Source organism: Bradyrhizobium sp. dw_78, assembly GCF_018449525.1.
Taxonomy (GTDB): Bacteria; Pseudomonadota; Alphaproteobacteria; order Rhizobiales; family Xanthobacteraceae; genus Bradyrhizobium.
This window is the reverse complement of the sequence record NZ_JAAVUS010000006.1, coordinates 40,115-65,447: the sequence shown is the minus strand read 5'-3', so window position 1 is coordinate 65,447 and position 25,333 is coordinate 40,115. Positions and strand designations below refer to the sequence as shown.

Here is a 25,333-nt window from a genome sequence, read left to right as displayed (position 1 = left end):
GTGGAGGAGACCGCGCGGCGCCCCGCGAATTTCATGCCGGCAGGGCGCTCCTAGCGCGGTGCCATCCGGAGCGAGGCGTCCAGCCGCACCACTTCGCCGTTGAGATAGGGATTGTCGATCATGTGCAGCGCCAGCGAAGCGTATTCGTCGGCATGCCCGAGCCGGCGCGGGAACGGGATCGCCGCGGCGAGGCTATCCTGCGCCTCCTGCGGCAGACTGGCCAGAAGCGGCGTGAGGAACAGGCCGGGCGCGATCGTCATGACGCGAATGCCGAACTGCGCCAGCTCGCGCGCGATCGGCAGCGTCATGCCGACGATGCCGCCCTTCGAGGCCGAATAGGCCGACTGCCCGATCTGGCCATCATAGGCCGCCACCGACGCGGTGCAGATGACGACGCCGCGCTCGCCGGTCGACAGCGGCTCCAGCTTCGACATTTCCGCCGTCGCCAGCCGCAGCATGTTGAAGCTGCCGATCAGGTTGACCTTGATGATCTTCTCGAAGTCGCCGAGCGGCATCGGCCCCTCGCGGCCGAGCACCCGTTTGGCGACCGCGATGCCGGCGCAATTCACCAGCACCCGCGCCGGGCCGTGGGCTTTCGCGGCCTGAGCAACAGCGGCTTCGGCGGACGCCGCATCGGCGACATCGCAGACCACCGCAACGCCGCCGATCTCGGCGGCGACGGTTTCGGCCAGCTTGGCGTTGAGGTCGCAGACGGCGACCTTGGCGCCTTGCGCCGCGAGCTTGCGCGCGGTGGCAGCCCCCAGTCCCGATGCGCCGCCGGTGACGATGGCGGCCTGATCTTTCAATTGCATGATGTCTCTCCCTGTCGAACAACTCTCGGAATGGGCTAAAGCGTGATCACCTTTGCCGCCGGCGCCGGCGAGTATAGCTCGTCGATCAGGCGGCTGCGATACTCCAGCACGGCGCGCTGGTTGATCGAGCCCTTGTCGGTGACTTCGCCGCGGTCGATCGACAATGGCGTGTCGAGCAGGATGGCACGGGTGATGCGGTTCGAGGACCCGGTCGATGCCGCGAAGAAACGAACCAGCCGGTCGCGAAACGCGTCGCGGATGGCTGCATCGGACGCCGCGGCCGCGATGTCGTCCGTGACCAGCGCCGGATTGATCTGGCGGCAACCGTCGGGATCGAGCACCACCAGCGCGGACACCTCATCGCGGTTGATGCCGGCAATCACCACGTCGCGCACCATCGGTGCGCAGGCGGCGATGAAGCGCGCGCGCAGCGGGCCGACGCTGACCCAGGTGCCGCTGGCGAGCTTGAAATCCTCGGCGATGCGGCCGTCGAAATCAAAGCCTGAGCTAAAATCATCCGCCGCTACGGGCTTGAGCGCGTCGCCTAACTTGTAAAAGCCCTCCTCATCGAACGCGGCCGCGGTCAATTCCGGCTGGCGCCAATAGCCGGGCGTGACGTTCGGTCCCCTGGCGCGAATTTCCAGCTTGCCGTTGTTCGGGACCAGCTTGGCGTCGCTGCCCAAGACCGGAAGACCGACATGGCCGGAGCGGCTGGTATCGGGCCGCACCGACATGAAAAACGGCGCGGTCTCGGTGGCGCCAAGCCCGGTCAGCATCGGCACCCGATAGCCTTTCTGCTGCGCCGAGAGTTCATCGAGGCTGTTCCAGACATAGGGCGACATCGCCGCGCCGGAGAAGAACATCGCGTGCAGACGGTGAAAGAATTTCTCACGCAACGCCCGATCGTCGCGCAAATAGGGCAGCAGCGATTCATATCCCTTCGGCACGTTGAAATACGCCGTCGGCGAAATCTCGCGAAGATTGCGCACGGTTTCCTCGATGCCGCCGGGCACCGGCTTGCCCTCGTCGAGATACATCGAGCCGCCGTTGAACAGCGTCAGACCGACATTGTGATTGCCGCCAAAAGTGTGATTCCACGGCAGCCAGTCGACGATGACGGGCGGCTCGTCCTTCAGGAACGCCAGCGTCTCGCGCAGCATCACCTGGTTGGCGCAGAGCATGCGCTGGGTGTTGATGACCGCCTTGGGATTACCGGTCGAGCCCGACGTCAGCAGGAATTTGGCGATTGTGTCCGGGCCGATCGCCTCATGCGCCGCATCGAGGCCGGGATGTTCCGGCGCCGCCAGCAGATCGGCCAACCCTGTCACGTCGCGGCCGGGCACTGCACCGCGCGAGGCCGCGATCTCGACCGTATCGGGGACATTGGCGGCCAACGCGTCGGCGAATTTGTCCGCGTCGTCGGCGAACACCAGCCCCGGCGTCAGCAGCTTCATCGCAAAAGCAAGCTTGCCGTAATCCTTCGAGATCAGCGAATAGGCGGCCGAGACCGGACAAAACGGAATGCCGGCATACAGCGCGCCGAACGCCAGCACGGCGTGATCGATCGAATTGCCTGAGAGAATGACAACCGGCCGCTCCGCCGACAGGCCGCGGGCGAGCAGCGCCGATGCGATATGCCGGCTCGAATCCAACAATTGCGCATAGGTGACCCGGCGCCAGCCGGCGCCATCGCGCTCGGCCATGAACACGCGACCCGGCGCAGCCTTGGCCCAATGATGCAGGCGGTCGGTGAGCCGCACCGGATAGCCGCCGAGCTCAGCCTTGGGCCGCAGATAGACGGTGCCGTCATGGCGGCGCTCGACCGACACCGCGGGATCGCCGAACGAAATCGCGCGCAACGGCGCGCTGCTTTTCCCGGCGGGGACCGCGGTATCGGGTTTCGCGCTCATGGGGCGGGTTTCACCTTGGCGGTCTTGCGGTCGAGAAATGCGCGGATCCGGCGCTTGGCCTCCTTGTCGCTCTGCGCCACCGTCGCCATCAGGGACTCCATCAACAGCCCCGCCTGCGGATTGGCTTCCGCGATCATCGGCAGCGCCTGCAACACCGCGAAATTCGTCAGCGGCGCGTTGCCCGCGACTTTTTCGGCAAGCTCCATCGCCTTGGGCAGACCGCCGCCCGCCTCGGTGAGATATTGCGTAAAGCCGTACAAGGCCCCCTCGGCCGCCGCATACACCCGCCCGGTCAGCATCATGTCCGCCATCCGCGCGACGCCGATCAGCCGCGGCAGCCGCACCGATCCGCCGCCACCGACGAAAATGCCGCGCTGGCCTTCCGGCAACGCGAAATAGGCCGAGGGCTCGGCGACGCGAATGTGGGCGGCGCAGGCCAGTTCCAGCCCGCCGCCGATCACCGCGCCCTTCAGCGCGGCGATGACCGGCACGCGGCTATATTGAATCCGGTCGAACACCCGGTGCCACATTTGCGAATGCCGCAACCCTTCGGTGGCGTCGTGCTCGGTCAGTTCGGAAAGATCGAGGCCGGAAGAGAAATGATCGCCGATACCGTGAAGGACGACGGAGCCGATTCCCTCCGGAAGATTCGCGAAGCAATCCTGGAGCGCCAGGATGAGGCCGTCGTTCAGCGCATTGCGCTTGGCCGGACGGTTGAGGCCCACGGTCAAGACCGGGCCTGACAGCTCGACCTTGAGCAGCCCGGCCCGATCGGCGGCAGCAGCGGCGTTTCCCATGGGCTTATTATGTCCTACCCAGAATAGTTATGTTTTATAATTATTTACGGAGGAGTCAATGACAGGATGGCGCAGGTTCACGGGTGGAGGCGCTTGGCCGTTGCGTCCCTGACGAGGCGATCATCGTTCAGGACCGTAAAGCCCGAAGCGTTCGCCGTTTGTCACCGCCTGCTTGATCAGCCGCAGCCGAACCGGCGTCACGCGATGCGGTCCATCGCCAACGGCTTTTTCTCGTGGGCAGTATCTCCCTCCCCGGCATGGCGCTTTGAATGCTCTTTGCGGGCATTGTTATATGATATAATCATCACGGCAAGGCTGCGCGGCGACACCCGCGAAGCCCACAATAATGAAGCCTTCAAGAATCCGGGAGCGAGCGTTGCGGACAAAAGTGGCGATCATTGGCGCGGGGCCGGCGGGATTGCTGCTCGGGCAACTGCTTCACGTTTACGGAATCGACAACGTCATCCTGGAACGGCAAACGCCGGACTATGTGCTCGGCCGCATCCGCGCCGGACTGCTCGAGGAAGGCACGGTGGCGCTGCTCGACGAAGTCGGCGCGGGCGAGCGCGCGCATCGCGAGGGGCTGGTCCATCACGGCGTCGAGCTGGCTTTCGGCGGCGTGCGCCATCGCATCGACATGCATGCCGCCACCGGCAAGACCGTGATGATCTACGGCCAGACCGAAGTCACGCTCGACCTGATGAACGCGCGCAAGGCGGCCGGGCTTGCGACGGTCTATCAGGCCAGCGACGTCACGCCGCTCGATTTCGACGGCGATCGCCCGCGCGTCACTTACGTCAAGGATGGCGTCAGCCATGAGATCGCCTGCGACTTCATCGCCGGCTGCGACGGATTCCACGGCGTCAGCCGCGCCAGCCTGCCTTCATCCGCGATCCGGACCTTCGAACGGATCTATCCGTTCGGCTGGCTCGGCATCCTGTCGGAAACGCCGCCGGTGTCGCCCGAACTGATCTACAACAACCATGCGCGCGGCTTTGCGCTCTGCACCATGCGCTCGACCCACCGCAGCCGCTATTACGTGCAATGCCCGCTCGACGACCATATCGACCAATGGCCGGACGAGCGGTTCTGGGACGAGTTGAAGCGCCGGCTGGATGAAAGGGCGGTCGATGAACTCGTCACCGGGCCGTCGATCGAAAAGAGCATCGCGCCGCTGCGCAGCTTCGTCGCCGAGCCGATGCGGTTCGGAAAGATGTTCCTGGCCGGCGACGCCTCGCATATCGTGCCGCCGACCGGGGCCAAGGGACTCAACCTCGCCGCCAGCGACGTGCATTACCTGTCGCGCGCGTTGCGCGAATATTACGACGAGAAATCCTCCGCCGGGATCGACGCCTATTCGGGCACGGCGCTGGCGCGGGTCTGGAAGGCGGTACGCTTCTCCTGGTGGATGACCTCGATGCTGCACAAATTCCCCGACCAGGGCGAATTCGGCGCCCGCATCCAGCTCGCCGAGCTCGATTACCTCGTCAGCTCGAAAGCCGCATCGGCCTCGCTGTCGGAGAATTATGTCGGACTGCCGTTCTAGGCATTTGCTGTCTTAGTCATTGCGAATAATTGCCGTCGTTCCGGGGCGATGCAACGCATCGAACCCGGAACCTCGAGACCCGGGTTCACGCTTCGCGTGCCCCGGAATGACATGCATGTGTCTAGGTTTCAAACACCTCGGCAAATCCTGTTTAAAACTTTGTAGGCGGTGAAACCGTCACGGGTTTCGCGTTCAATGGTGGTATCCGCCACCCTGCGAGCCGAACATGACCGCACCCGACATCCCCGAAGGCTTCGAGCGTCACTTCCGGCAGAGCCCGCTCACCGATCCCTGGGAGCCGCTTTATTCGAAACGCACCGACAAGGCCGTCATCATCGGCTTGCGGCTGGCGAGAGCGCACACCAACGCCCGCGGGCTGATCCATGGCGGCCTGATCGCGGCGCTTGCCGACAATGCAATGGGCCATAGTTGCGCACTGCAGATAGGAGGGACCTCGTCGCTGGTGACGATCGGCCTGGCGGTCGATTTCGTCGGCTCCGCGAAAATCGGACAATGGCTGACGGTGGAAAGCGACGTGATCCGGACCGGCAGCACGATCTGTTTCGCGCAAAGCCTGGTCAAGGCGGATGATGCCGTTATCGCCCGCGCCAATGCGACGTTTCGCGTGGTGCCGAAGCGGGAAGAGCCCGCGTCAACTTCCGCCGTCATGCCCCGCGAAAGCGGGGCATCCAGTACGCCGCGGCCCTCGTAAATATCGAGACAGCTGCGTTTACCGGATCACCCGCTTTCGCGGGTGATGACATAGAACGCGGAATGACGGCATCAACCTGGAGCATAATCGGTTCTGATTGAATCAGAACCGAAGCTCCAGATTTTTGTTTTGACGCGTTTTCTTCACGCGAACCGGTATCCACTTCGCTCAAAAACGCTCTAGCCGAAATGCCAATCGCTGGCTTCGACCACGAGATCGATGAAGGTACGCACCTTGGCCGACAACAGCCGCGACGTCGGATAGACGATGTGGATCGGCAGCGCCGGCGGCTCGAATTTCGCCAGCGCGATTTTGAGGCGGCCGCGCCTGATCGCCTCGGCCGCCTGATAAGCCAGCACCCGCGTCAGGCCGCCGCCCTGTTCGGCATACTGGATCGCGGCGTCGGCGCTGTTGGTGACGAAGCGCGGCGCGACCGTGACGCGAAGCTCGCGGCCATCCCGGACAAAACGCCAGTCCGGCGGCATTGAGACCGCACCGAACTGAATCGTCTGATGTCCTGCGATCGCCTCCGGCGTCTTCGGCTCGCCATGCTGCTTGAGATAACGCTGGGAGGCGACCACGATCCGCCGCATCTCGCCGACATGGCGCGCAACCAGGCTGGAATCGGCGAGATGGCCGATCCGGACCGCAAGATCGACGCCGTCTTCGACCAGGTTGATCACGCGGTCGGATAGCCGCAATTCGCCGGTCACCTCGGGATAGCGTTTCAGATAGGCCGACATCACCGGGCTGACATGCAGACGGCCAAAACCCATCGGCGCCGAAACCACCAGCCGCCCGCGCGGCCGGGTCCGCTCGCCTTCGGCAGAGCCTTCGGCTTCCTCGACATCGGCAAGGATGCGCCGGACCCGCTCCAGATAGCGCGTACCGGCGTCGGTCAGCGCAACCTGCCGCGTGGTGCGCTGGAGCAGCCGCGCGCCGAGACGATCTTCCAGCGCCGCGATCAACCGGGTCACGGCCGAGGGCGACAGGCCGAGCTTGCGCGCCGCCGGCGCGAATCCCCTGAGATCGGCGACCGCGGCAAAAGCCTGCATGGCATCGAGACGGTCCATGACATTATTTCATATCCTGCAACAATGAAGTGTCAATCCAGCCGATTGTGGAAATAACGGAAACGTCCATGTTTTACGTAAGGCGCGGGCTTCAGCGCGCCGGATGAACTTCAACCGAGGACCTTCCGATGTCAGACCCACAGGGCTATTCCAGCGACGTGGCGTTCACGCCGGCAGTGAAGGCGATGCAAACGCGCAAGGGCTCGCGCGATGCCTATGCCCATGTCGAACAAAACGGCGGCTGGCGCACCGAGATCGACGACAAGCTTGCGGGCTTTTTGGCCGAGACTAACAGCTTCTATCTCGCCACCGCGAGCCGGGACGGCCAACCCTATATCCAGCATCGCGGCGGGCCAAAAGGCTTTGTCAAAATCCTGGACAAGAACACGCTGGCCTTCGCCGATTACAACGGCAACCGGCAATACATCACGCAGGGCAATCTCACCGAAAATCCCAAGGCCCATATTTTCGTGATGGACTATGCCCATCGCCGCCGCGTCAAGATCTGGGGCGAGGCGCGGGTAGTCGACGACGATCCGGCGCTGACACGCTCGCTGATGCCGCAAGGCTACAAGGCGCGGCCCGAGCAGGCGATCCTGTTCAGGATCGCCGCGTGGGACACTAACTGCCCGCAGCACATCCCGCAGAAATTCGACGCCGCGGATGTCGCGGCGGCGCTTGCCTCGCGCGACGTGCGCATCGCGGAACTGGAAGCGGAGCTGGCTGCCCTGAAGGGCCAGCCCTCTCCCGCGCACTGAGTTTCTTCAGGCCGCCTGCCGCAACGGCGTCCAGGCGAAGTCCGGATAATAATGGAGCATCATGCGGTCGACATAGGCGACAAGATTTTGAAACTGCTCGGCGCGTTCGCGCAGTTTCGACTCAAAGAACGGCGTCAGGATTCCGGCCAGTGCGCCGAAGGCGGCGGCATCGGCGCCGCAGGGCGTGTCGCCCATCAGATACAGCTTGTCTCCGAGTTGAACCGACAATGCGAACAACGAGCGCATGGCGAGATCGACGTCGTCATCCGGGGCGTGACGGCCAAGACCGCTGATGAGATAATTCTCGGCGACGCGGAGTTGCGCGTCCTCGCGCAGCTTCTCCCGGACATTGTCCGGCGCGCCATCGAAGAAATGCGCCGGCCCCTTGGCAAAATTGTCGGCATCGACCCAGCGCGCGCCAATCAGCGCCCAATAGATGTGATGCTCGATCATCCGCTCGAATGCCCAGGCCTGCGCCCGCTGTTGCAGATCAAGCCCAGTGTCGAAATCGAAACCGTATTTGCGCTCGATATGGGCGCGGATGAAGGTGGAATCGGCGATGCGCTCGGAATCATCCTCGATATAGGGCAACTGCCCTTTGGGAGACGCCGGCGGCATCGACCTCTGCTTGCGATAGGCAAGACCCGCCATCTTCAACTGGACTTCGGTCTTGGTCACGAATGGGCTGATTTCCGGCAGTCCAAAACCTGCCCCCAAACCGTACAGCGTAATCATCATAAGCTCCTGATCGACTGGACCGACGCGAGAGGCTACCTGTCCCCTGCTGCCACCATGGTGTCAGCAGCGGTCATGACGGCGGCAAAACGCGCTCCCCGCCAGGCGCGGCGCATGATATTTTGCGCCCACGAGGCCAGAAGCCGGTGCGCGACGACCTGCAATGCGGCCAACCCGCGCAAGACCTGTGCAGCGATCGCCCAGCGGACATCCCCGGAGCCGCCGTGAACGGAAATCAGGCATTCCGCGGCCCAGGCCTGCGCCCGCCAGAACGGCTGGAATCTTGCGAAGCCATCGAGAATCACCATGGACAAATTCCCTTCAGTTGAAATGTTGTCCCGTTATAGAAACCGCCTGCTGCCAACATGCTGTCAGCATCGGTAAGCCCATCCGTCATTGAGAGAGAGCCGACATGAGACGCGCCGACCGGCTGTTTCAGATCATTCAGGTGCTCCGGCGCAGCCGCAGGCCGCTGACCGCGGACTCCATCGCCGAAGAGCTCGAGACCTCGAAGCGGACGATCTATCGCGACATCGCCACCCTGATCGGACAGCGCGTACCGATCCGCGGCGAGGCCGGCATGGGCTATATCCTGGAGAAGGGATTCGACCTGCCGCCACTGATGCTGACGCCCGATGAGATCGAAGCCGCCGTGCTCGGCGCGCAATGGGTGGCGACACATGCCGACCCGGTGCTGGCGCGCGCCGCCGACGACCTGATCGCAAAAATCGCCGACACCGTTCCCGAACGGCTGAGACCTTTCGTGCTGGAGCCGGCCAGCCGCGCCCAGACGGCCTGGAACAGGGAACCTGACCGCATCGACATGGTGCGAACGCGGGTACAGATTCATGAAGGAAAGAAAATCGCGTTGCGCTATCGCGACGAGCGCGGCCGCGATAGCGAACGCACGATCTGGCCGATCGCCATCGGCTATCTCGAGGCGGTGCGGCTGCTCGCGGCCTGGTGCGAGCTGCGCGGCGATTTTCGCAGTTTTCGCACCGACCGCGTCGTCGGCGCGGACTATCTCGGCGAAAAATATCCGGAGCGGCGCGACGTGCTGCGGGCCAAGTGGCGGCAAAGCCTGATCTGGGAACGGCCGGGCGATAATTGAGGCTGGCGGGGTGCCGGCTGGGCGCGAACCGGTTTCCACTTCGCTTGAAAACGCGATAGAGCTTGTTTTGACGCGTTTTCTTCACGCGAACCGGTTTCCACTTCGCTTGAAAACGCGATAGACCGACGGCATGGAAGCCAACGATCAGGCCGTCGCCGCCGAGACCCTCCGTGAGCAGAATCCCTGCCAGTCCTGCGGGGCGTGCTGCGCCTATTCCGCGAACTGGCCGCGTTTCAGCACCGAGGACGACGCCGCGCTTGAATTGATCCCCGAACAATTCGTCAACGCGACGCTTTCGGGCATGCGTTGCGAGGGCGAGCGATGTTCGGCCCTGTCCGGCCAGGTCGGCATCAAGACCGCCTGCACGATTTACGCGGCGCGCCCCGAGGTTTGCCGGACCTGCATGCCGGGCGATGCCGAATGCCGGATGGCGCGGCGGCGGCACGGCCTGCCGGCGCTGATTTGATCCCTCTTGCGTCATTCCGGGACGCGCCGGGATCCATACGCCGTGCATCTTGCGCGAAGGCACCATGGCAGCGCCTGCTGCGACGACTAAAGCCGATGGTTATGGGTCGCCGCTTTCGCGGGGACGACGTGAAGAAAAATCAGGCGTAACGACGCTTAAGCCGGAACAATCCGCAGGGCGGGCAAAGGCGCATCTCGCGCCGTGCCCACCATTCGCACCATACGGTGGGACTGCGGTGGGCACGCTTCGCTTTGCCTACCCTACCAAGCTGCCGGTGTTGATTTAGGCCGGAACGGCTTCGACGAAATCCTCGTCGTCCAGTTCGTCGAGCGGCGCGAAGGTCGAAAGCGGCTTGGTCGACAATGTGATCGGCTTGCGGTGGCCGTCGGACGATGGCGCGGCCCGCCTCGCCGGTCCGCGGGACAGCGCATAGAGGGCCGAGCCGGCGCGTCCGCCCGCCTCGATCAATTCGCGTTCGCTGCAACTGGCCGCGACCGACAGCGCCAACGAATGCAGATGGCTTCTGCGGTAGCAGAACAGCGCCAGCATGGCCCGGACCTCGGAAGAGACGCCCGCCACCAGCCTGCTCAGGCTATGTTCGTTAGCGCGGTACATTTCGCCGAGCAGTTCGTCTCGGACCGGGCAGAAATCGTTCTCGAAGGCTTCGCGGCTTGAAAACATTATCGTTCTCCCTTGTCATGGAAGATGCAATGCAATTCTCTAACGCAAGGTTAACCACGGAAACTGGTAGTTGTACGGAGACGTTGCCAGTTGCGCGCGAATCGGAACCGCGCGAGCGTGATCGGACACACTTCCATGCCGCAGTGCTTTTCAAGTTCCGGGCTGTCAATTTCTGACCTGCGCCAACGGCCGGAATTTTTCGATATCGTCGCCGACCGGATCTGGCGGGCATGGTGGAAGGAGAGCGGCCATCCGCTTGGCTATATCTCCGACCGGCTTCGCGAAAACATCGACGCGACGCCGATTCCGTTCGCGCTGGTCGCGCATGACGGCGCAACGTTTCTCGGCACCGTCTCGGTGATTGCCTCGGATCTGGCGGAGCGCCCGCAATTCACGCCCTGGGTCGCGGCGGTGTGGGTCGAGCCGCCAGCGCGCCGGCGCGGTGTCGGCGCGGCGCTGGTCGAGCGCGCCACGCGCGTCGGTTTCGCGCTTGGCGTCGGCCGCCTCTATCTGTGTACCCGGCCCTCGCGTTCAGATTATTACGAGCGAATGGGCTGGACCGTGATCGAACGCGAGATCGGTCCGCACCAAATGAGCGTGCTGGTCCGGGATGAGGCCGGCCGGATCAATTCGCCGCCATGAATATCGACAGGCCGAATCCGGTGAGATGATGCAGCGCCTGGTCGACCCCGATCAGGGTCCAGAACCACGGATGCTCCACCGTCACATCGAAGGTCGACGCCACCAGCCCCTTGGCGCGGTCGATCACGATGTGAATGGCGAAATCGATCAGAGCGAGAAACCAGAAGCGCGGCGCAAGGACCAGGATCAACGCCATTGCAACCGCAAGATGTACCAGGCAGTGCGCCAGCAGCGGCAGCGCCCATCCGGTCTTCTGGTCCTTGCCGAGCGCCATCCAGGAATTTTGCAGAACAAAATCGGCGATGACGTGCTTGAAGGCGAGAACGAGCATCCATCCGACAAGCGCGCCTACCGGAACCGAGGATGACAATGCAGGAAACGACAAGCTAACGCCTTTTGCTGGGACTGATCTGAAACGACAACACGGGAACAGGAAATCTAGGGCGTCAGCACAATATTTTCTCAAAGCGGATCATTCGATGCCTGTATTTATGACATCTCCGGTGCCGGAATGCACCTGTGAGGTATTCAAAAACCGTGGAGTGTGGCCGAACGGCGATAGCGACGCTGGCGCCCATCCGGGCTGCCCCCCAGGTTGGCATCGAAGAGCCAACATCGCCGCCGGTCCCGGATAGCGGCGAAGGTGGGAAAAATTGTTTTTTTCTAGAGCCTTACCGGTTCTGATTGAATCAGAGCCGGGCTCACCTCTTTTGTTGTGACGCATTTTCTTCACGCGAACCGGAATCCACTTCGCTCGAAAACGCTATCGGTATTTACGATCGCGCAAGGCGATCGCTCCAGGGATTACTGCGGCGCAGCGGGCGGGCGTGGCGCGCCTGGACAAAATGTCGCAATCCTCGAAGCCACGCGAAGCACCTGACCGCCGGCACTACGCCGCGGTGTTTGCCGGTTCGGTTGCGGACTGCGCGCGCGCCCTGATCTCCGCGATCCGGTGCTTGAGCGCGATCTGTCGCCGATCAGACTGCACGGCCCCGCGCGCCTCGGCGATCGCACCGGCCAGATCGGTCAGCGGCAGCACGCCGTCGAAGGTCGGCTTGACCAAGCCGTCGATGATCGCATGCCAGTCCGCAAGCCCCTGGCGATAGACGTGGCCATAGCCCTGAATCATGGCCGCGGTCTGAACGACCGCCAAGGCGGCCGCCGGCTGTTTGGCCAGGCTGCGATCGATCATGTGCAGCCAGCGTTCGACCCAGACCCGCTCCCTGGCATAGCGCACCGAAAACAGCCGCCATCGCTTCAGCCCCGCCTCGATTTTCAGGCGGCGAATGCCCCAGCGGCCGGCGGCGCTGTAGCGGATCGAGACCGGCGCATGCGCCCAGTTCAACCGGTCGAGCAGGTCGATCACCGGTTCGGCGATGACAGCCGGAAGCGCGCCGATCAATTCATCGATCCGGAATTTCCTGCGGTCGCCGCCCGGCTGCCGTCCGGTCAGCTTCAACTGCGCGATCCGGATCGGATCCTCATAGCTCATGCGCATCGCCATCAGTTGAGCGATCTCGCCGAACATCGCGGCATCGACGCCCGGCCTGCCGGCAAAGCGCCGCAGCCGCTCGACGTAAAGCTGCGCATAGCTGGTGCTCTGATAATCGATCAGCCGGTCGATTCCGGCGCTGACGATGGCCGCCGTCCCGTCGGGCACATCGTCGGGCAGGCCGGGCGCCACGTCATCATCGTCGCCGATGATGTCGGCGAACAGATAATGTAACGAGGAAAGGACGCCGTCTTCCACGCAGCCGCCCCCGGTTCTTCAGGCCGGTTTCGGCGCGGCAGCCGGCACAGTTTGCTGCGCCAGCCGCTGCTCGAGCGCGCCGATGTTCTGAAACAGCCGCGCGCTTGCCAGGCGAAGGAAATAAAAGCCGAAGGCCGGGTTCTGCACGTAGAGCTCCTCGACCTTGTTGTAGCTGACGCTCAGGATCAGGCCGGACTCGATGCACTCCAGCGTCTGGGTTCGCGCTTTCTGCGGCGACAACATGCCAAGCTCACCGACGATGGCGCCCACCGGCAATTCGATTCCGGATTCGACCAGCCTGAACCGGCCGCTGACAATGTAGAGCATGTCCTCGGCCTTCTCGTCCTTGTAGAACAGGATCTCGCCCGCGTTGCATTTGCGCTCGGTCATGAACGGCTTCAGCCATTCCATCGACAGATCGCTGTTAACGGATCGCTTCACGTCGCGCACCAATTGCAGCATCTGGTGCAGGCGATAGGAATTGAGCACCAGCACCAGGGTCTGCACCAGGATGACCAGATAATTATGGCTCGGAATCGCGGTCGTGATCAGAACGATGTTGGTGAGAATGGCGAAGACCCGCAACGGGATCATCGTCCGCATCGTGGTGGTGGCGACGACGAAAACGGAGGCGAACAACGTACCTGCGGTGCCGGCGTGCTCTGCGAGATGTGAGGTATCCATCGGTGCCAACCAATTTCAGGGCAAATAAATCTGGGCGTCGGATTTCGACATCGGATTCCGGCGCGCCCTATCATAAGGCGCGCGCCGGCTTTTGGTATAAGGCGAAAAGCCGATGTTTTGTCGTGAATTCCAGGCCAGGCCGGCCAAATCCGCGATCCGGTCCCGTTACCCGGATCGCCGGGCGGATCGTTCTATTCCCGGACCTTGGCGCCGGAGGTCTTATTCCGGGCCGTTCACCGCTATTTCTGCGATAGCTCTGTTTGCGATAACTCTGTTTATACCCCCTCGTTGACGGCCCCCTCCCGCGCGGGCACCTTGCCGGGCCTGTCATGCCGCGCCCGGCCGGACAAGACCTTTTCACCGACAAACGCCGCTCCCCGATGTCAAAGCCGCCCTCCTCTCCTGCCCTGGCGCAGTTCGTGGCCGCAACGGCCGGCCGCAACATGACGCAGCCGGCCTATATCGCGGTGGCGACCGGCGTCGCCATGATGATGCTTCTCACCGTCGAGCCCGCCTACGACGTATTGTATCGCTGGATCGGTGCGCTGCTATGGGCGTGTCTGGCGTTCTTCGTGTTCGAATGGGGGGTGCGGCTGCGCCATGCCATCCTGGCGCAGACCGTATGGAGCTATGTCGTGTCGCTCCGGGGACTGGTGGATGCCGCCGGCGCATTGGCGGTGCCGCTGGCGCTGGTGTCCGGCGCCGCTCCAAAGACCGCGTGGCTGCTCGGCGTGCTCTGGCTCCTGAAGGTGCTGCCGGGCGTCCGCGGCTTGCGGCAGTTGCGCCGGGTGCTCGTGCAGGAATCCGGGCCGCTGCTCAGCGTGCTGGTGATCTTCCTGGTGGTGCTGTTCGTCGCCTCGGTCGCGGTCTATTTCCTCGAGCGCGACGCGCAGCCGGCGGCCTTCGACAACATTCCCGCCGCCCTGTGGTGGGCGGTCGCGACCCTGACCACGACCGGCTATGGCGACGTGGTGCCGATCACGCCGCTCGGCCGTCTGGTCGCGGCCTTCGTGATGATCTGCGGCCTCGGCGTATTCGGCCTCTGGACCGGCATTCTCGCCACCGGCTTCGCCGCGGAAACCCGGCGCGACAATTTTCTCAAGACCTGGGAATCCGTCAGCAAGGTGCCGTTCTTCGCCGCGCTCGGTCCGGCCGCGATCGCCGATGTCACGCACATGCTGCGCACGATGGATTTGCCGCCGCGCACCACGATCATCCGCAAGGGCCAGGCCGGCGACTGCATGTATTTCATCGCGTCCGGCGAGGTCGAGGTCGATTTGCCGGGCAAGAAGGTCAGGCTCGGCGAAGGCGCGTTCTTTGGCGAGATGGCACTGCTCGGCAACCATCTGCGCTCCGCCAACATCGCGACCACGCGGCTATCCAAGCTGCTGGTACTCGATCTGGTCGACTTCCGCGTGTTGATGGCGCGGCATCCCGATCTGTCGCAGACCATCGATGCCGAAGCCAAGCGTCGCGAATTGGAAAACCAATAGATATGACCCGACGGAGACAGCCATGACCGAAGCGGCCGAGACCGCGAGCGCGCCCATCCTCGACATCGACGGCGCGCGCGCCACCATCCGCCTCAACCGGCCCCGGCATCTGAACCGGCTGCAAGCCGACGATCTCGCCGCGCTCACAAAACTGTTCGAGCGGATCGAGGCCGATCCGGCGGTGCGGGTATTGGTGTTGACCGGCACCGGCCGCGCCTTCAGTGCCGGATATGATCTCAACTCGGTCGCGGAGCGCGCCACCAGCGCCGTCGAGCAGGAGAGCGGCGGATCGGCGTTCGAGGCCGTCGTCAACCGGCTCGAGGATCTCGGCGTTCCCACGATCTGCCGGCTCAACGGCGGCGTCTATGGCGGCGCCACCGATCTGGCGCTGGCCTGCGATTTCCGCATCGGCATCGACAGCGCCGAGATGTTCATGCCGGCGGCGCGGCTCGGGCTGCATTATTACAAGAGCGGCATCATGCGCTACGTGTCGCGGCTCGGCGCCGACAACGCCAAGAAACTGTTCCTGACCGCGCAAAAGATCGACGCAAGCGAGATGCTGCGGATCGGCTATCTCACGGCAGTGGCGTCCGCCGATACGCTCGACCGGGAGGTCGACCGGCTCGCGACGATTCTCGCCGGCAACGCGCCGGTCGCGATGCGCGGCATGAAGCGCGCGATCAACGAATTCGCCCGCGGCCAGCTCGATGGCGAAGCCGCCGACCGCCGCCACCGCGACAGCATGCGCGGCGACGAGATCAAGGAAGGCATCAAGGCGTTCGCGGAAAAGCGGCCGCCGCGGTTTTAGAACGCCGTTACTCGTCCACGAAGGTCACGGTGTCGGCGAGACTGGCGCGCGAGGTGCGGTAGCTGTTGACCTTGTGGGCGCTGTCCGCGTAGCCGAATGAAATTCCGCAGACCACGCGGCGGTCGTCGCCGAGTTTGAAGTGGCGGCGGATCAGGCCGGAATGACGCGCCAGGGCGGCTTGCGGAATGGTGCCGAGACCGAGCGCCTGCGCCGCCAGCATGAAATTGCCGACATAGGCGCCGCAATCGATCGCGCCGTAGGTTCCGAGCGCTTCGGTCGAATGAATGATCGCGACATGCGGCGCGCCAAAGAAATTGTAGTTCTCCAGCGCCTGTTTGGCATAGGCGGCCTTGTCGCCTCTGACAATGCCCAGCGTATTGTAAAGCTGGAATCCGCTTTCACGGCGGCGGTCGAGATAGACGCCGAGATATTCCCGCGGCGGTGGCAGGTCATAGTCGTCCCCGGCGCCCGAAATAGCCTCGGCATAGATCAATTTGCGAAACCGCTCCTTCGCCTCGCCGCTGGCGATCACGACCTGCCAGGGCTGGCTGTTGCACCAGGATGCTGTGCGTTGCGCCGCCGTCAGGATGCGTTCGATGATCGGGCGCGGCACGGGCTGCGGCAGGAAGGCACGGACGGAGTAACGCTCGTGCAGCAGTTCCTCCAGCACGTCGATGCGGTCCTCGGTCGAATGATGCGCTTTCGGCGGTTGCGCGGTGGCATCCTGCATCTCTGTCGTCCTCCCTGCTCGAATTCCTGCAAAAACACCGACAAGCATACCGATTTGACCTGCCCGCGGCCTGCCTTTATATAGTTTAGAATTATTCTAATTCTAAAAAGGCCGGAAGCGTGAAGAATTTCTCCGATCTGACCGAGCGGGAAGTGCTCGCGGTCGCGATCTCCTCGGAAGAGGAAGACAGCCGCATCTACATGACCTTCGCCGAGGACCTGGCCGGACGCTATCCGGATTCGGCAAAACTGTTCGAGGAGATGGCCGAAGAGGAAACCGGCCATCGCCACCGGCTGCTGGAACTGTACGAGCAGCGTTTCGGACCGCATTTGCCGCCAATCCGTCGCGAGGATGTCCGGGGATTCTTGCGCCGCCGTCCGATCTGGCTCACCAAGAACCTGCCGCTCGACACCATCCGGAAAGAGGTCGAGACGATGGAATTCGAGGCCGAGCGGTTTTACGTCAAGGCTGTCGAGCTGGCCCAGGATGTCGGCGTCCGCCGGCTGCTGGGCGACCTCGCGGAGGCGGAAAAAGGCCATGAACGGCTTGCGGAGCAGCTGACCGACAAGATCCTCAGTCCGGACGTTCGCGCCAACGAGGACAGAACCCGCCAGCGCGTCTTCGTGCTGCAATATGTGCAGCCAGGTCTCGCCGGATTGATGGACGGCTCGGTTTCGACACTCGCCCCGTTGTTCGCCGCGGCCTTCGCGACGCATCAGAACTGGCAGACCTTCCTGGTGGGATTGGCCGCCTCGATCGGCGCCGGCATCAGCATGGGATTTGCCGAAGCGCTCTCCGACGACGGATCTCTGACCGGACGCGGCTCGCCCTGGCTGCGCGGCGCGGCCAGCGGCATCATGACCGCCATCGGCGGCCTCGGTCACTCCCTGCCCTATCTCGTGCCGGATTCATGGCCGAACGCGTTCTGGATCGCGACCGCGATCGCGGGCATCGTCGTGTTCTTCGAATTATGGGCGATCGCCTTCATCCGTTCACGCTATATGGACACGCCGTTCCTGCAGGCGGTATTCCAGATCGTGCTGGGCGGCGTCATCGTGCTGGGCGTCGGCATTCTGATCGGAGCGGCATAGGCCTGTCACCCCGGCAACGGTCACATCCCTGTAACAATGCCGAAAACAGGCGCCGCACGATTAGAACATTTCTAGTCAATGCCCGACCCCGACGTACTGAAAGCGTTGCACTTCTAGCATAAGAGAAAATGCGGCCTCCGACCTGACGAGAAATCATGACCGATCGTTTGCAATATGGGACCACCGCCAAGGTGTTCCACTGGCTCATCGTGGCGCTTCTGCTGATTCAATATCCGATTGGCTGGCTGATGCCGGACGTCCACCGCGGCATGACGCCCGGAGACGCCATGACCTGGCATATCTCGATCGGCGTCGTGATTCTCGCGCTTATCGTGCTGCGGCTGGTATGGCGGCTGACGCATCCGGTGGCGCCGGAAAGTTCGCTTGCACCGTGGCAGCGGCTGACGTCGGAGGCGGCGCACTGGCTGCTCTATCTGCTGGTGCTGGCCACGACCATCAGCGGCTGGCTGTTCGCATCGTTTCGCGGCTGGTCGATCTCGTTCTTCTTCGTGACACCGCTGCCGATGCTGGCCTCGGAAAGCTCGACCGCGATTCGCGCCATCAATCATTGGCACCAGAAATTCGAATGGGCGCTGCTGATCCTGATCGGCCTTCATGTGGCGGCGGCGCTGGCCCATGTTTTCGTGTTCCGCAACCGCGTGATGCAGCGGATGTTGCCGGGATAGCGACCTCCTTGCTCTTTGCGATATCTGCAATCTCGCGCGCCGCCTTGCAGGCGGTGCCGGAACCGAGCATCATCGGTTCCGGTATGCGCATGATGGCAGGAGAGACGCCTTGGCGAAATCGCAATGGAGCTTCAGGAGCGCGACGGAATTATCGGCCGCGCTGGCCACGAAAAAAGTCTCCGCCGTCGAACTAACGCAGGACGCGATCGACCGGATCGAACGTCACGACGGCAAGATCAATGCGGTCTGCGTCCGCGATTTTTCCCGCGCGCTCGACGCCGCACGCGCCGCCGACGCCGCCTTGGCGCGCGGCGAAAGCAAGCCGCTGCTCGGCATCCCCCTGACCGTCAAGGAATCCTATAATGTCGGCGGGCTGCCCACGACCTGGGGCTTTCCGGCGCAGAAGGATTTCGTGGCGCCGGAGGATGCACTGTCGATTGCACGGGTGAAAGAGGCCGGCGGCGTGGTCTTGGGCAAGACCAATGTGCCGATCGGGCTCGGCGACTGGCAGAGCTACAACGAGATCTACGGCACCACCAACAACCCCTACGATCTTGGCCGCACGCCGGGCGGCTCTTCCGGCGGATCGTCCGCGGCGCTGGCCGCGGGTTACGGGCCGCTCTCGCTCGGCTCCGACATCGGCGGCTCGCTGCGCGTGCCGGCGTTCCATTGCGGCGTCTATGCCCACAAGCCGACATTCGGCCTGGTGCCGCCGCGGGGCCATACGCCGCCGCCCTTGCCGCCGCTGCCGTTCGAGCGCGATCTCTCGGTGATCGGGCCGATGGCGCGCTCGGCCGCGGACCTTTCGCTACTGCTCGACGTGATCGCAGGCCCCGATCCGCTGGAAGCCGGCAAGGCCTACCGGCTCGCCCTGCCGGCGTCGCGTCACAGCGAGATGAAGCAGTTTCGCGTGCTTTTGATCGATACCGATCCGGTCCTGCCGACCGATACGGCGGTGCGTACCGCCATCGAGAGACTGGCGGCGAACCTCGGCAAGGCCGGCGCGACCGTGACCCGCGAAAGCCCGCTGTTGCCGGATTTTGCGGCCTCGACCCGGCTCTATATGCGGATGCTGCTGTCATTCCTCGCGGTGTCGTTCCAGCCGGAGATCTATGAGGGCGCAAAGGAAGCGGCGGCCAGGCTCGCGGCTGACGACATCAGCCTCGCCGCGGAGCGCTTGCGCGGCGTCATGCTGAGCCATCGCGACTGGCTGATGGCCGATAGCGGGCGCACGCGGCTGCGGGCGCAATGGCGCGAATTGTTCAAGAGCTTCGATGTGGTGATCTGCCCATTGATGCCGACGCCGGCCTTTCCGCACGACCATTCGCCGGACCAGGAAAAGCGCCGCATCCGTATCGACGGCAAGGACCATGCCTATGTCGACCAGTTGGCATGGCCGGGCATCGCGACGCTGCCCGGACTGCCGGCCACCGCGATCCCGATCGGCCTTTCGCCGCAAGGACTGCCGATCGGTGTGCAGATCCTCGGCCCCTGGCTGGAAGACCGCACGCCGCTCAAGCTCGCCGAATTGATCGAACGCGAGTTCGGCGGTTTCGTCCCGCCGCCGATGTTCGACGACTAAACGGCCCCTCCTGCCGAGGAGCGCGTTTGCGCGCGTCTCGAAGCATGAGACACGTCGGCCTCATGCTTCTCAGGCGATGCGAAGCATCGAGCCCGGAATGACAGACGATCAGGCATACTCGCACCCCCACGACGAGAAAGAACTGAAATCGTGCCCGCGGCGACATTGAGCCCGGGCGATTATCTTTGAACGGGTGCATTGAAAGCCCTCGTTCGTTTCCTCATCTGTTATTTGATCGTCATCGCATATCCGGTGCTGGAATGTCGCCCTCCATCCTGCCGCCTCTTCCGTTATCCTGGCCACAGAGACAGCCTTGGGACGCCGAAACCCACCCGCAACCAATCAAGGAAAGCCGTCCATGGAAACGCCGAAATACAAGACCGCTCTCATTGTCGGCACCGGCCCCGGCCTGAGCGCGTCGCTCACGCGCCTGTTTGCCCGCGAAGGCATTCGGGTCGCGCTGGCGGCGCGCAGCATCGAAAAGCTCGGCGCGCTTTGCACGGAGACCGGCGCCCGCGCCTTTGCCTGCAACGCCACCGACGCCGACGAGGTCGAACGGCTGTTCGGCCTGGTCGAGCGCGAGATCGCCACGCCGGATCTCGTCGTCTACAACGCCAGCGCACGGGCGCGCGGCGCGTTCACCGAACTGGTTCCGGCAGAGGTCGCCAATGCGATCGCGGTCAGCGCCTTCGGCGGCTTTCTGGTGGCGCAGCAGGCCGTGAAGCGGATGCTGCCCCATAAACACGGCGCGATCCTGTTCACGGGAGCCTCGGCCAGCGTCAAGGGCTATCCGCAATCGGCGCCGTTCGCGATGGGCAAGTTCGCGCTGCGCGGGTTGGCGCAGAGCATGGCGCGCGAATTGTCGCCGCAGGGTATTCACATCGCGCATTTCGTCATCGACGGCGGCATCCGCAGCGCCGCGCGCACGGAAGACGCCGGCCGCCCGGATTCGCTGCTCGATCCCGACGCGATCGCTTTGAGCTACTGGAACGTGCTGCAACAGCCGCGCAGCGCCTGGACCTGGGAACTGGAACTGCGGCCCTGGGTGGAGAAGTTTTAGGTATCGCCGTCATTCCGGGGCGATGCGAAACATCGAACTCCGATGTGCAATTGCACATCGAAGAATCTCGAGATTCCGGATCGCCGCGGAGCCTGTCATCGGGCCGCGCTTTGCGCGGACCCGTTGACGTCGTCCGGGATGACGATTGTACGGAGCCACACAATAAGGGGCCATGAGGAAACGAAATGACCACCGAGACCAGCATCGACACCGGCACTGAAGAGCTGTTGTGCGTGATCCGCAGCCGCGTCGCGGTGATGACGCTGAACCGGCCGCAGGCGCGCAATTCCCTTTCCGACCATTTGACCCCGGCCTTGCGCAGGATGATCAAGCATTGCGGCGAGAGCCGCAACGTCGGCGCGCTGCTGATCACCGGCGCCGGCACGGCGTTCTGCTCGGGTGGCGACATCAAGGGCATGGGCGCGAACCGCGATCGGACCAAGCTCGACCTGCCTTATGAAGAGCGGGTCGCCGATCTGCGGGAGCGGCAGCGGCTCCTGACCGGGGCGCTGGTCGCGGTGCGCAAGCCGACCATCGCGGCATTGCCGGGACCCGCGGCCGGCGCGGGACTGGCGCTGGCGATGGCCTGCGATATCCGCATCGCCGCGCAATCGGCCTTCGTGTCCACCGGTTATCTGCGCGTGGCCTTGAGCGGCGATTACGGCATCGCATGGCTGTTGACGCGACTGGTCGGCACCGCACGGGCGCGCGAATTGATGTTTACCGCCGAGAAGGTCGACGCGGCGCGCTGCGAGGCGATCGGCCTCGTCAACCGCGTGGTGCCTGACGACAGGCTCCAGGACGAAGCCTTCGCGCTCGCCAGATCCTTTGCCGACGGACCGGCGCTCGCCCTGCACTACATGAAGGACAATCTCGACGAGGCCCTGCAATTCGATTTCGCCACCGCGCGGGACCACGAGGCCGAGCGCCTGATCCGGCTGACTGCGACCGCCGATCACCGCGAGGCGGTGCAGGCCTTCATCGAGAAGCGCAAGCCGGTGTTCACGGGAAATTAGAGCGAGATGAAATTACGTTTCTCGTTAGACGCGCGCGCCCTCGCCCGATTTGCTGCGCAAATCGACCTCTCCCCGCCGGGGAGAGGTAAACTGAATCCGCGGATAAACCGATTCAATTAAAGCCATCTCGCTCTCGGCTATTTGGCTGCGGCTTTGACGAAGTCGACAAAGGCGCGTAGCGCCGCCGGGAGTTGACGGCGGCTCGGATAATACAGAAAGAATCCGGGATAGGCGGGGCACCAATCGGCCAGCACGCGTACCAGTTTGCGCCTGGCGATCAGTTCCTGTGCCTGCACCTCGAACACGAAGGCAAGGCCGGCGCCATCCAGCGCGGCGTCGAGCATCAGATCCTGGCCGTTCAGCGTCAGCGGCCCCTCGACATCGATATCGACCTCGATGCCGCCGCGCTCGAATTCCCAGCGATAGAACGCGCCGCTCGAGAAGCGGTAACGGATGCAGGGCATGCCCTTGAGATCGTGCGGCGTCACCGGCGGCTTGTGCCGCTTGAAATAGTCGGGCGAGCCGACCACCGCGAAACGATGCCGCGGGCCGATCGGCACCGCGATCATGTCGGCGGCAATGGTCTCGCCGAAGCGGACACCGGCATCGAAGCCGGCTGACACCATGTCGATCAGCGCGTCGTTGACGGCGATCTCGACATTGACGTCGGGAAAGCTTTTGAGAAACCGCGTCACGATCGGCAGCAGCACCAGTTGCGCCGATTGCCGCGCCGCGTTGAAGCGCAGCGTGCCGGCCGGCTTGCCGCGGAAATTATTGAGATCCTCCAGCGCGTCGTCGATGTCCTGAAACGCCGGGCTGATGCGCGCGAACAGACGCTGCCCCGCTTCCGTCAGCGCGACGCTGCGGGTGGTGCGGTTGATGAGCCTGAGATCGAGCCGCGTCTCGATATTGCGCAGGGCGTGGCTTAACGCGGACGCCGATACGCCGAGCTCGGTTGCCGCCGCACGAAAGCTGCGGTGCCGGGCGATCGCCAGGAAGGTCGCAAGATCGGAAGGATCGATCCTCATTGATGAATTTTACTCAGTAGCTTGTGGATCATATACCGGATTATCTCAGCTATGGCGAGCCGCTATCTTTCACGGATCAGCCTGGCCGGTCCGCCGGGCCCAACGCGAAAAGGACGACATCATGCGTGTCTGGTTCATCACAGGGGCCTCGCGGGGATTCGGCGCCTTGATTGCGGAGGCTGCCCTGGCCGCGGGCGACGCCGTGGTCGCCACCGCCCGGGATCCGTCGGCCGTTACGGCCCGCCTCGGCCCGCATCCGCAACTGCTGGCGACACGGCTCGATGTCACCAGCGAAGCCGAAGCCCAGCAGGCGGTCGGTCAGGCGATCAAGCAATTCGGCCGCATCGATATCCTCATCAACAATGCCGGCTACGGCTTGTTGGGCGCGATCGAGGAAGCCAGTGCCGCCGAAGCCGTGAAACTATTCGCCACCAACGTGTTCGGCCTGCTCGGCGTCACCCGCGCGGTGCTGCCGCATCTGCGCCGGCAACGCTCGGGCCACATCATCAATCTCTCGTCGGTCGGCGGCTACACCGGCTATCCCGGCTGGGGCGTCTATAGCGGCACCAAATTCGCGGTCGAAGGCATCAGCGAGGCGCTGGCCGCCGAAGTGGCGCCGCTCGGCATCCATGTCACCGTGGTCGAACCCGGATTTTTCCGCACCGACTTCCTTGACGAGACTTCGCTGGGGCACACCGCGCAACAGATCGACGATTATCGGGAGACCGTCGGCAAGACCCGCGCTATTGCCGCCGATTTCAATCACGGCCAGCGCGGCGATCCGCGCAAGCTGGCCCAGGCGTTCATCATGCTGGTGAACGCGAAAAGCCCACCGCTCCGCCTGCCGCTCGGCAGCGACACGGTCGAACGCATCGAAAACAAGAACGCCTTTGTCGCGCGGGAGCTCGCCGCGTGGCGAGCGGTCTCGACCTCGACCGACTTCAGCGAGAAGACCGCATGATGCTGCTGCAATCGATCCTCGACTGCGGCGCATTGGTCGGACCCTTATGGATTTCGATGAAAGGCCGACTGATGCGCCGGAGATGCAAGCGGCGGCGATGATCGCATCAAGCGCAAAGCCCGGCCCGAACAGGGCCGGGATCTTTTCTCACACTGGCGACGCCACCGCCGGATGCCGGGAGGCCGCCGCGAGTTGCCAACTGGCGCAGGGAATGCCTTGCGGAGCGGCATCGATGGTTTTTTCGAAGCGCACCAGCTTCCAGTCGTCGGAATTGCGCGCAAGGGCGTAGCCCGATTTGCGGGCGAGCCCGATCATGACGCCGTTGGAACGCAACGTGTCGCCGAACAGACGACCCGCGCCGAGCGCGGCGGCGCGGCATTCGAGATTCTTCAGCAAGGCCGTGCCGATGCCCCGGCCTTGCCAGCGGTCGTCGATCGACAGCCCGAATTCAACATTGTCCGTGCCGGCATGGAAGGCGTAGCGAGCTTCGCCGATGATGGTGTCAAACCCGTCGATCCTCACGGTCGCGACGACGCTGAATTCGTCGCGCTCGCCGACCCGCATGAAACGATCGAGCAGGTTGCGCGGCAGCTCCCTGATCGCGCCGAGAAAGCGGTTGTAGCGGGAATAGATCGACAGCGAACGGAAATAGTTCTGTAATTCCTCCGCATCGCCCGGCTCGACGAAACGCAGCGTGACCTGATCTCCCCTGCGCAAGCGCAGGATATCGGAATGTTGCCTGAAATCGTCGATCCGCAGAGCCGTCATCGTGCGCTCCTGCAAAGTCCGAAAAGTCTGCCGGCGCCCCTCGGACGAGGCGGCGCCGGCAGCGCATGATCCGCCAAAACGCGAGCGGTTTGGCGACAGGATCCATGCGCCATTTGTTTTGCGCCATTTACTTTCAGAGGCGCGGCCGGACTCAAAACCGACATCCGGTTGGCTCGCGCGTCGTGCTGCTCAACCCCGCCAGAACGGCTTCCCGGTCTCGCGAACGAGGTCGCTCCAGGAGAGACCGACATCGTGCAGGTCGCGTTCGGTCCAATGAGTCAGTTCCCGGCGTTGCCGCCGACGCTCCCGCCACTGATGCAGCGCCTCGCCGAGCAACGCTAAAAGCCCGGTATCATGATGATTTATCATCCGATGATGCGGCTGGATGGACATTGAAGCCTCCAAAAGCTAACCTTCTATCTCAAATATCTGT

General features: G+C 63.7%; 27 protein-coding genes and 1 pseudogene. 14 read left to right on the top strand and 14 right to left on the bottom strand.

The window, feature by feature from the left end; all coding sequences use genetic code 11:
* Nucleotides 1-50: 50 nt before the first annotated feature.
* From HB630_RS16655 to HB630_RS16645, 3 genes are read right to left on the bottom strand one after another with little or no spacing between them, the layout of a single operon-like run.
* A complete protein-coding gene (locus tag HB630_RS16655) occupies nt 51-812 on the bottom strand; it encodes an SDR family NAD(P)-dependent oxidoreductase (protein WP_213773360.1) in 762 nt (253 codons plus the stop codon).
* 35 nt (nt 813-847) lie between these two features.
* Nucleotides 848-2,722 carry a feruloyl-CoA synthase gene (locus HB630_RS16650; protein WP_213773359.1) on the bottom strand — a complete coding sequence of 625 codons (1,875 nt, stop codon included), beginning with the start codon at nt 2,720-2,722 and terminating at the stop codon, nt 848-850.
* The gene (locus HB630_RS16645) at nt 2,719-3,519 is read right to left on the bottom strand and encodes a crotonase/enoyl-CoA hydratase family protein (protein ID WP_213773358.1); all 801 of its coding nucleotides are present in this window, start codon (nt 3,517-3,519) and stop codon (nt 2,719-2,721) included. Before HB630_RS16645 ends, HB630_RS16650 begins: the two co-directional genes overlap by 4 nt.
* Nucleotides 3,520-3,895: 376 nt before the next feature.
* Here HB630_RS16645 and pobA point away from each other — a divergent pair, with 376 nt between their 5' ends.
* Nucleotides 3,896-5,065 (top strand): 4-hydroxybenzoate 3-monooxygenase, encoded by a 1,170-nt coding sequence (gene pobA, locus HB630_RS16640; RefSeq protein WP_213773357.1) that lies wholly within the window; start codon nt 3,896-3,898, stop codon nt 5,063-5,065.
* A gap of 226 nt (nt 5,066-5,291) precedes the next feature.
* Nucleotides 5,292-5,705, top strand: a pseudogene (locus HB630_RS16635) (PaaI family thioesterase); the annotation flags it as partial.
* A 251-nt stretch (nt 5,706-5,956) separates the two neighbouring features.
* On the opposite strand, the gene HB630_RS16630 reads toward HB630_RS16635, so the two are convergent.
* Nucleotides 5,957-6,850, bottom strand: a complete 894-nt coding sequence (locus HB630_RS16630) for a LysR family transcriptional regulator (protein WP_213773355.1) — start codon at nt 6,848-6,850, stop codon at nt 5,957-5,959.
* 128 nt (nt 6,851-6,978) lie between these two features.
* On the opposite strand from HB630_RS16630, the gene HB630_RS16625 reads away from it, so the two are divergent.
* Nucleotides 6,979-7,608: a pyridoxamine 5'-phosphate oxidase family protein gene (locus HB630_RS16625; RefSeq protein ID WP_213773354.1), complete on the top strand. Its 630-nt coding sequence runs from the start codon at nt 6,979-6,981 to the stop codon at nt 7,606-7,608.
* A gap of 6 nt (nt 7,609-7,614) precedes the next feature.
* On the opposite strand, the gene HB630_RS16620 is transcribed toward HB630_RS16625, so the two are convergent.
* Entirely contained in the window at nt 7,615-8,343 is a 729-nt protein-coding gene (locus HB630_RS16620; RefSeq protein ID WP_213773353.1) for a glutathione S-transferase family protein, read from the bottom strand.
* 35 nt (nt 8,344-8,378) lie between these two features.
* On the bottom strand, nt 8,379-8,651 hold the full coding sequence (locus HB630_RS16615) for a hypothetical protein (protein WP_213773352.1): 273 nt from the start codon (nt 8,649-8,651) through the stop codon (nt 8,379-8,381).
* A gap of 104 nt (nt 8,652-8,755) precedes the next feature.
* On the opposite strand from HB630_RS16615, the gene HB630_RS16610 reads away from it, so the two are divergent.
* Together HB630_RS16610 and HB630_RS16605 are read left to right on the top strand one after the other, a co-directional pair.
* Complete coding sequence (locus tag HB630_RS16610; protein WP_213773351.1) at nt 8,756-9,454, top strand: YafY family protein; 699 nt, start codon at nt 8,756-8,758, stop codon at nt 9,452-9,454.
* Between the two features lie 130 nt (nt 9,455-9,584).
* Nucleotides 9,585-9,920: a YkgJ family cysteine cluster protein gene (locus HB630_RS16605; protein ID WP_213773350.1), complete on the top strand. Its 336-nt coding sequence runs from the start codon at nt 9,585-9,587 to the stop codon at nt 9,918-9,920.
* Between the two features lie 282 nt (nt 9,921-10,202).
* Here HB630_RS16605 and HB630_RS16600 read toward each other — a convergent pair whose 3' ends face one another.
* On the bottom strand, nt 10,203-10,601 hold the full coding sequence (locus HB630_RS16600; protein WP_213773349.1) for a hypothetical protein: 399 nt from the start codon (nt 10,599-10,601) through the stop codon (nt 10,203-10,205).
* Nucleotides 10,602-10,736: 135 nt separating this feature from the next.
* On the opposite strand from HB630_RS16600, the gene HB630_RS16595 reads away from it, so the two are divergent.
* A complete protein-coding gene (locus HB630_RS16595; RefSeq protein WP_213773636.1) occupies nt 10,737-11,243 on the top strand; it encodes a GNAT family N-acetyltransferase in 507 nt (168 codons plus the stop codon).
* Here HB630_RS16595 and HB630_RS16590 read toward each other — a convergent pair.
* The 3 genes from HB630_RS16590 to HB630_RS16580 all read right to left on the bottom strand — a co-directional run bounded on the left by HB630_RS16590 (nt 11,227) and on the right by HB630_RS16580 (nt 13,677).
* A complete protein-coding gene (locus HB630_RS16590; RefSeq protein WP_213773635.1) occupies nt 11,227-11,574 on the bottom strand; it encodes a DUF3307 domain-containing protein in 348 nt (115 codons plus the stop codon). The genes HB630_RS16595 and HB630_RS16590 overlap by 17 nt on opposite strands.
* A gap of 558 nt (nt 11,575-12,132) precedes the next feature.
* Nucleotides 12,133-12,993 (bottom strand): DUF6537 domain-containing protein, encoded by an 861-nt coding sequence (locus HB630_RS16585; RefSeq protein WP_213773348.1) that lies wholly within the window; start codon nt 12,991-12,993, stop codon nt 12,133-12,135.
* An 18-nt stretch (nt 12,994-13,011) separates the two neighbouring features.
* A complete protein-coding gene (locus HB630_RS16580; protein WP_213773347.1) occupies nt 13,012-13,677 on the bottom strand; it encodes a cyclic nucleotide-binding domain-containing protein in 666 nt (221 codons plus the stop codon).
* A 380-nt stretch (nt 13,678-14,057) separates the two neighbouring features.
* Between HB630_RS16580 and HB630_RS16575 the strand changes: the two genes are divergently transcribed.
* Both HB630_RS16575 and HB630_RS16570 read left to right on the top strand, forming a co-directional pair.
* Nucleotides 14,058-15,170: a cyclic nucleotide-gated ion channel gene (locus tag HB630_RS16575; RefSeq protein WP_213773346.1), complete on the top strand. Its 1,113-nt coding sequence runs from the start codon at nt 14,058-14,060 to the stop codon at nt 15,168-15,170.
* A 22-nt stretch (nt 15,171-15,192) separates the two neighbouring features.
* Complete coding sequence (locus HB630_RS16570; protein ID WP_213773345.1) at nt 15,193-15,978, top strand: enoyl-CoA hydratase/isomerase family protein; 786 nt, start codon at nt 15,193-15,195, stop codon at nt 15,976-15,978.
* Nucleotides 15,979-15,985: 7 nt separating this feature from the next.
* Here HB630_RS16570 and HB630_RS16565 read toward each other — a convergent pair whose 3' ends face one another.
* Nucleotides 15,986-16,708 carry a nitroreductase gene (locus tag HB630_RS16565; RefSeq protein WP_213773344.1) on the bottom strand — a complete coding sequence of 241 codons (723 nt, stop codon included), beginning with the start codon at nt 16,706-16,708 and terminating at the stop codon, nt 15,986-15,988.
* Between the two features lie 119 nt (nt 16,709-16,827).
* On the opposite strand from HB630_RS16565, the gene mbfA reads away from it, so the two are divergent.
* The 5 genes from mbfA to HB630_RS16540 all read left to right on the top strand — a co-directional run bounded on the left by mbfA (nt 16,828) and on the right by HB630_RS16540 (nt 22,143).
* Nucleotides 16,828-17,799 (top strand): iron exporter MbfA, encoded by a 972-nt coding sequence (gene mbfA, locus HB630_RS16560; protein ID WP_213773343.1) that lies wholly within the window; start codon nt 16,828-16,830, stop codon nt 17,797-17,799.
* 155 nt (nt 17,800-17,954) lie between these two features.
* Complete coding sequence (locus HB630_RS16555) at nt 17,955-18,485, top strand: cytochrome b (protein WP_213773342.1); 531 nt, start codon at nt 17,955-17,957, stop codon at nt 18,483-18,485.
* 109 nt (nt 18,486-18,594) lie between these two features.
* Nucleotides 18,595-20,067: an amidase gene (locus HB630_RS16550; protein WP_213773341.1), complete on the top strand. Its 1,473-nt coding sequence runs from the start codon at nt 18,595-18,597 to the stop codon at nt 20,065-20,067.
* A 358-nt stretch (nt 20,068-20,425) separates the two neighbouring features.
* A complete protein-coding gene (locus tag HB630_RS16545; RefSeq protein ID WP_213773340.1) occupies nt 20,426-21,127 on the top strand; it encodes an SDR family NAD(P)-dependent oxidoreductase in 702 nt (233 codons plus the stop codon).
* 185 nt (nt 21,128-21,312) lie between these two features.
* A complete protein-coding gene (locus HB630_RS16540; protein ID WP_213773339.1) occupies nt 21,313-22,143 on the top strand; it encodes an enoyl-CoA hydratase-related protein in 831 nt (276 codons plus the stop codon).
* Between the two features lie 137 nt (nt 22,144-22,280).
* On the opposite strand, the gene HB630_RS16535 is transcribed toward HB630_RS16540, so the two are convergent.
* On the bottom strand, nt 22,281-23,171 hold the full coding sequence (locus tag HB630_RS16535) for a LysR family transcriptional regulator (protein ID WP_213773338.1): 891 nt from the start codon (nt 23,169-23,171) through the stop codon (nt 22,281-22,283).
* A 121-nt stretch (nt 23,172-23,292) separates the two neighbouring features.
* Between HB630_RS16535 and HB630_RS16530 the strand changes: the two genes are divergently transcribed.
* Nucleotides 23,293-24,132: an oxidoreductase gene (locus HB630_RS16530; protein ID WP_213773337.1), complete on the top strand. Its 840-nt coding sequence runs from the start codon at nt 23,293-23,295 to the stop codon at nt 24,130-24,132.
* Between the two features lie 147 nt (nt 24,133-24,279).
* Here HB630_RS16530 and HB630_RS16525 read toward each other — a convergent pair whose 3' ends face one another.
* Nucleotides 24,280-24,900 carry a GNAT family N-acetyltransferase gene (locus HB630_RS16525; RefSeq protein WP_213773336.1) on the bottom strand — a complete coding sequence of 207 codons (621 nt, stop codon included), beginning with the start codon at nt 24,898-24,900 and terminating at the stop codon, nt 24,280-24,282.
* Nucleotides 24,901-25,089: 189 nt separating this feature from the next.
* Nucleotides 25,090-25,293 carry a DUF1127 domain-containing protein gene (locus tag HB630_RS16520; RefSeq protein WP_249780892.1) on the bottom strand — a complete coding sequence of 68 codons (204 nt, stop codon included), beginning with the start codon at nt 25,291-25,293 and terminating at the stop codon, nt 25,090-25,092.
* Between the last annotated feature and the right edge of the window lie 40 nt (nt 25,294-25,333).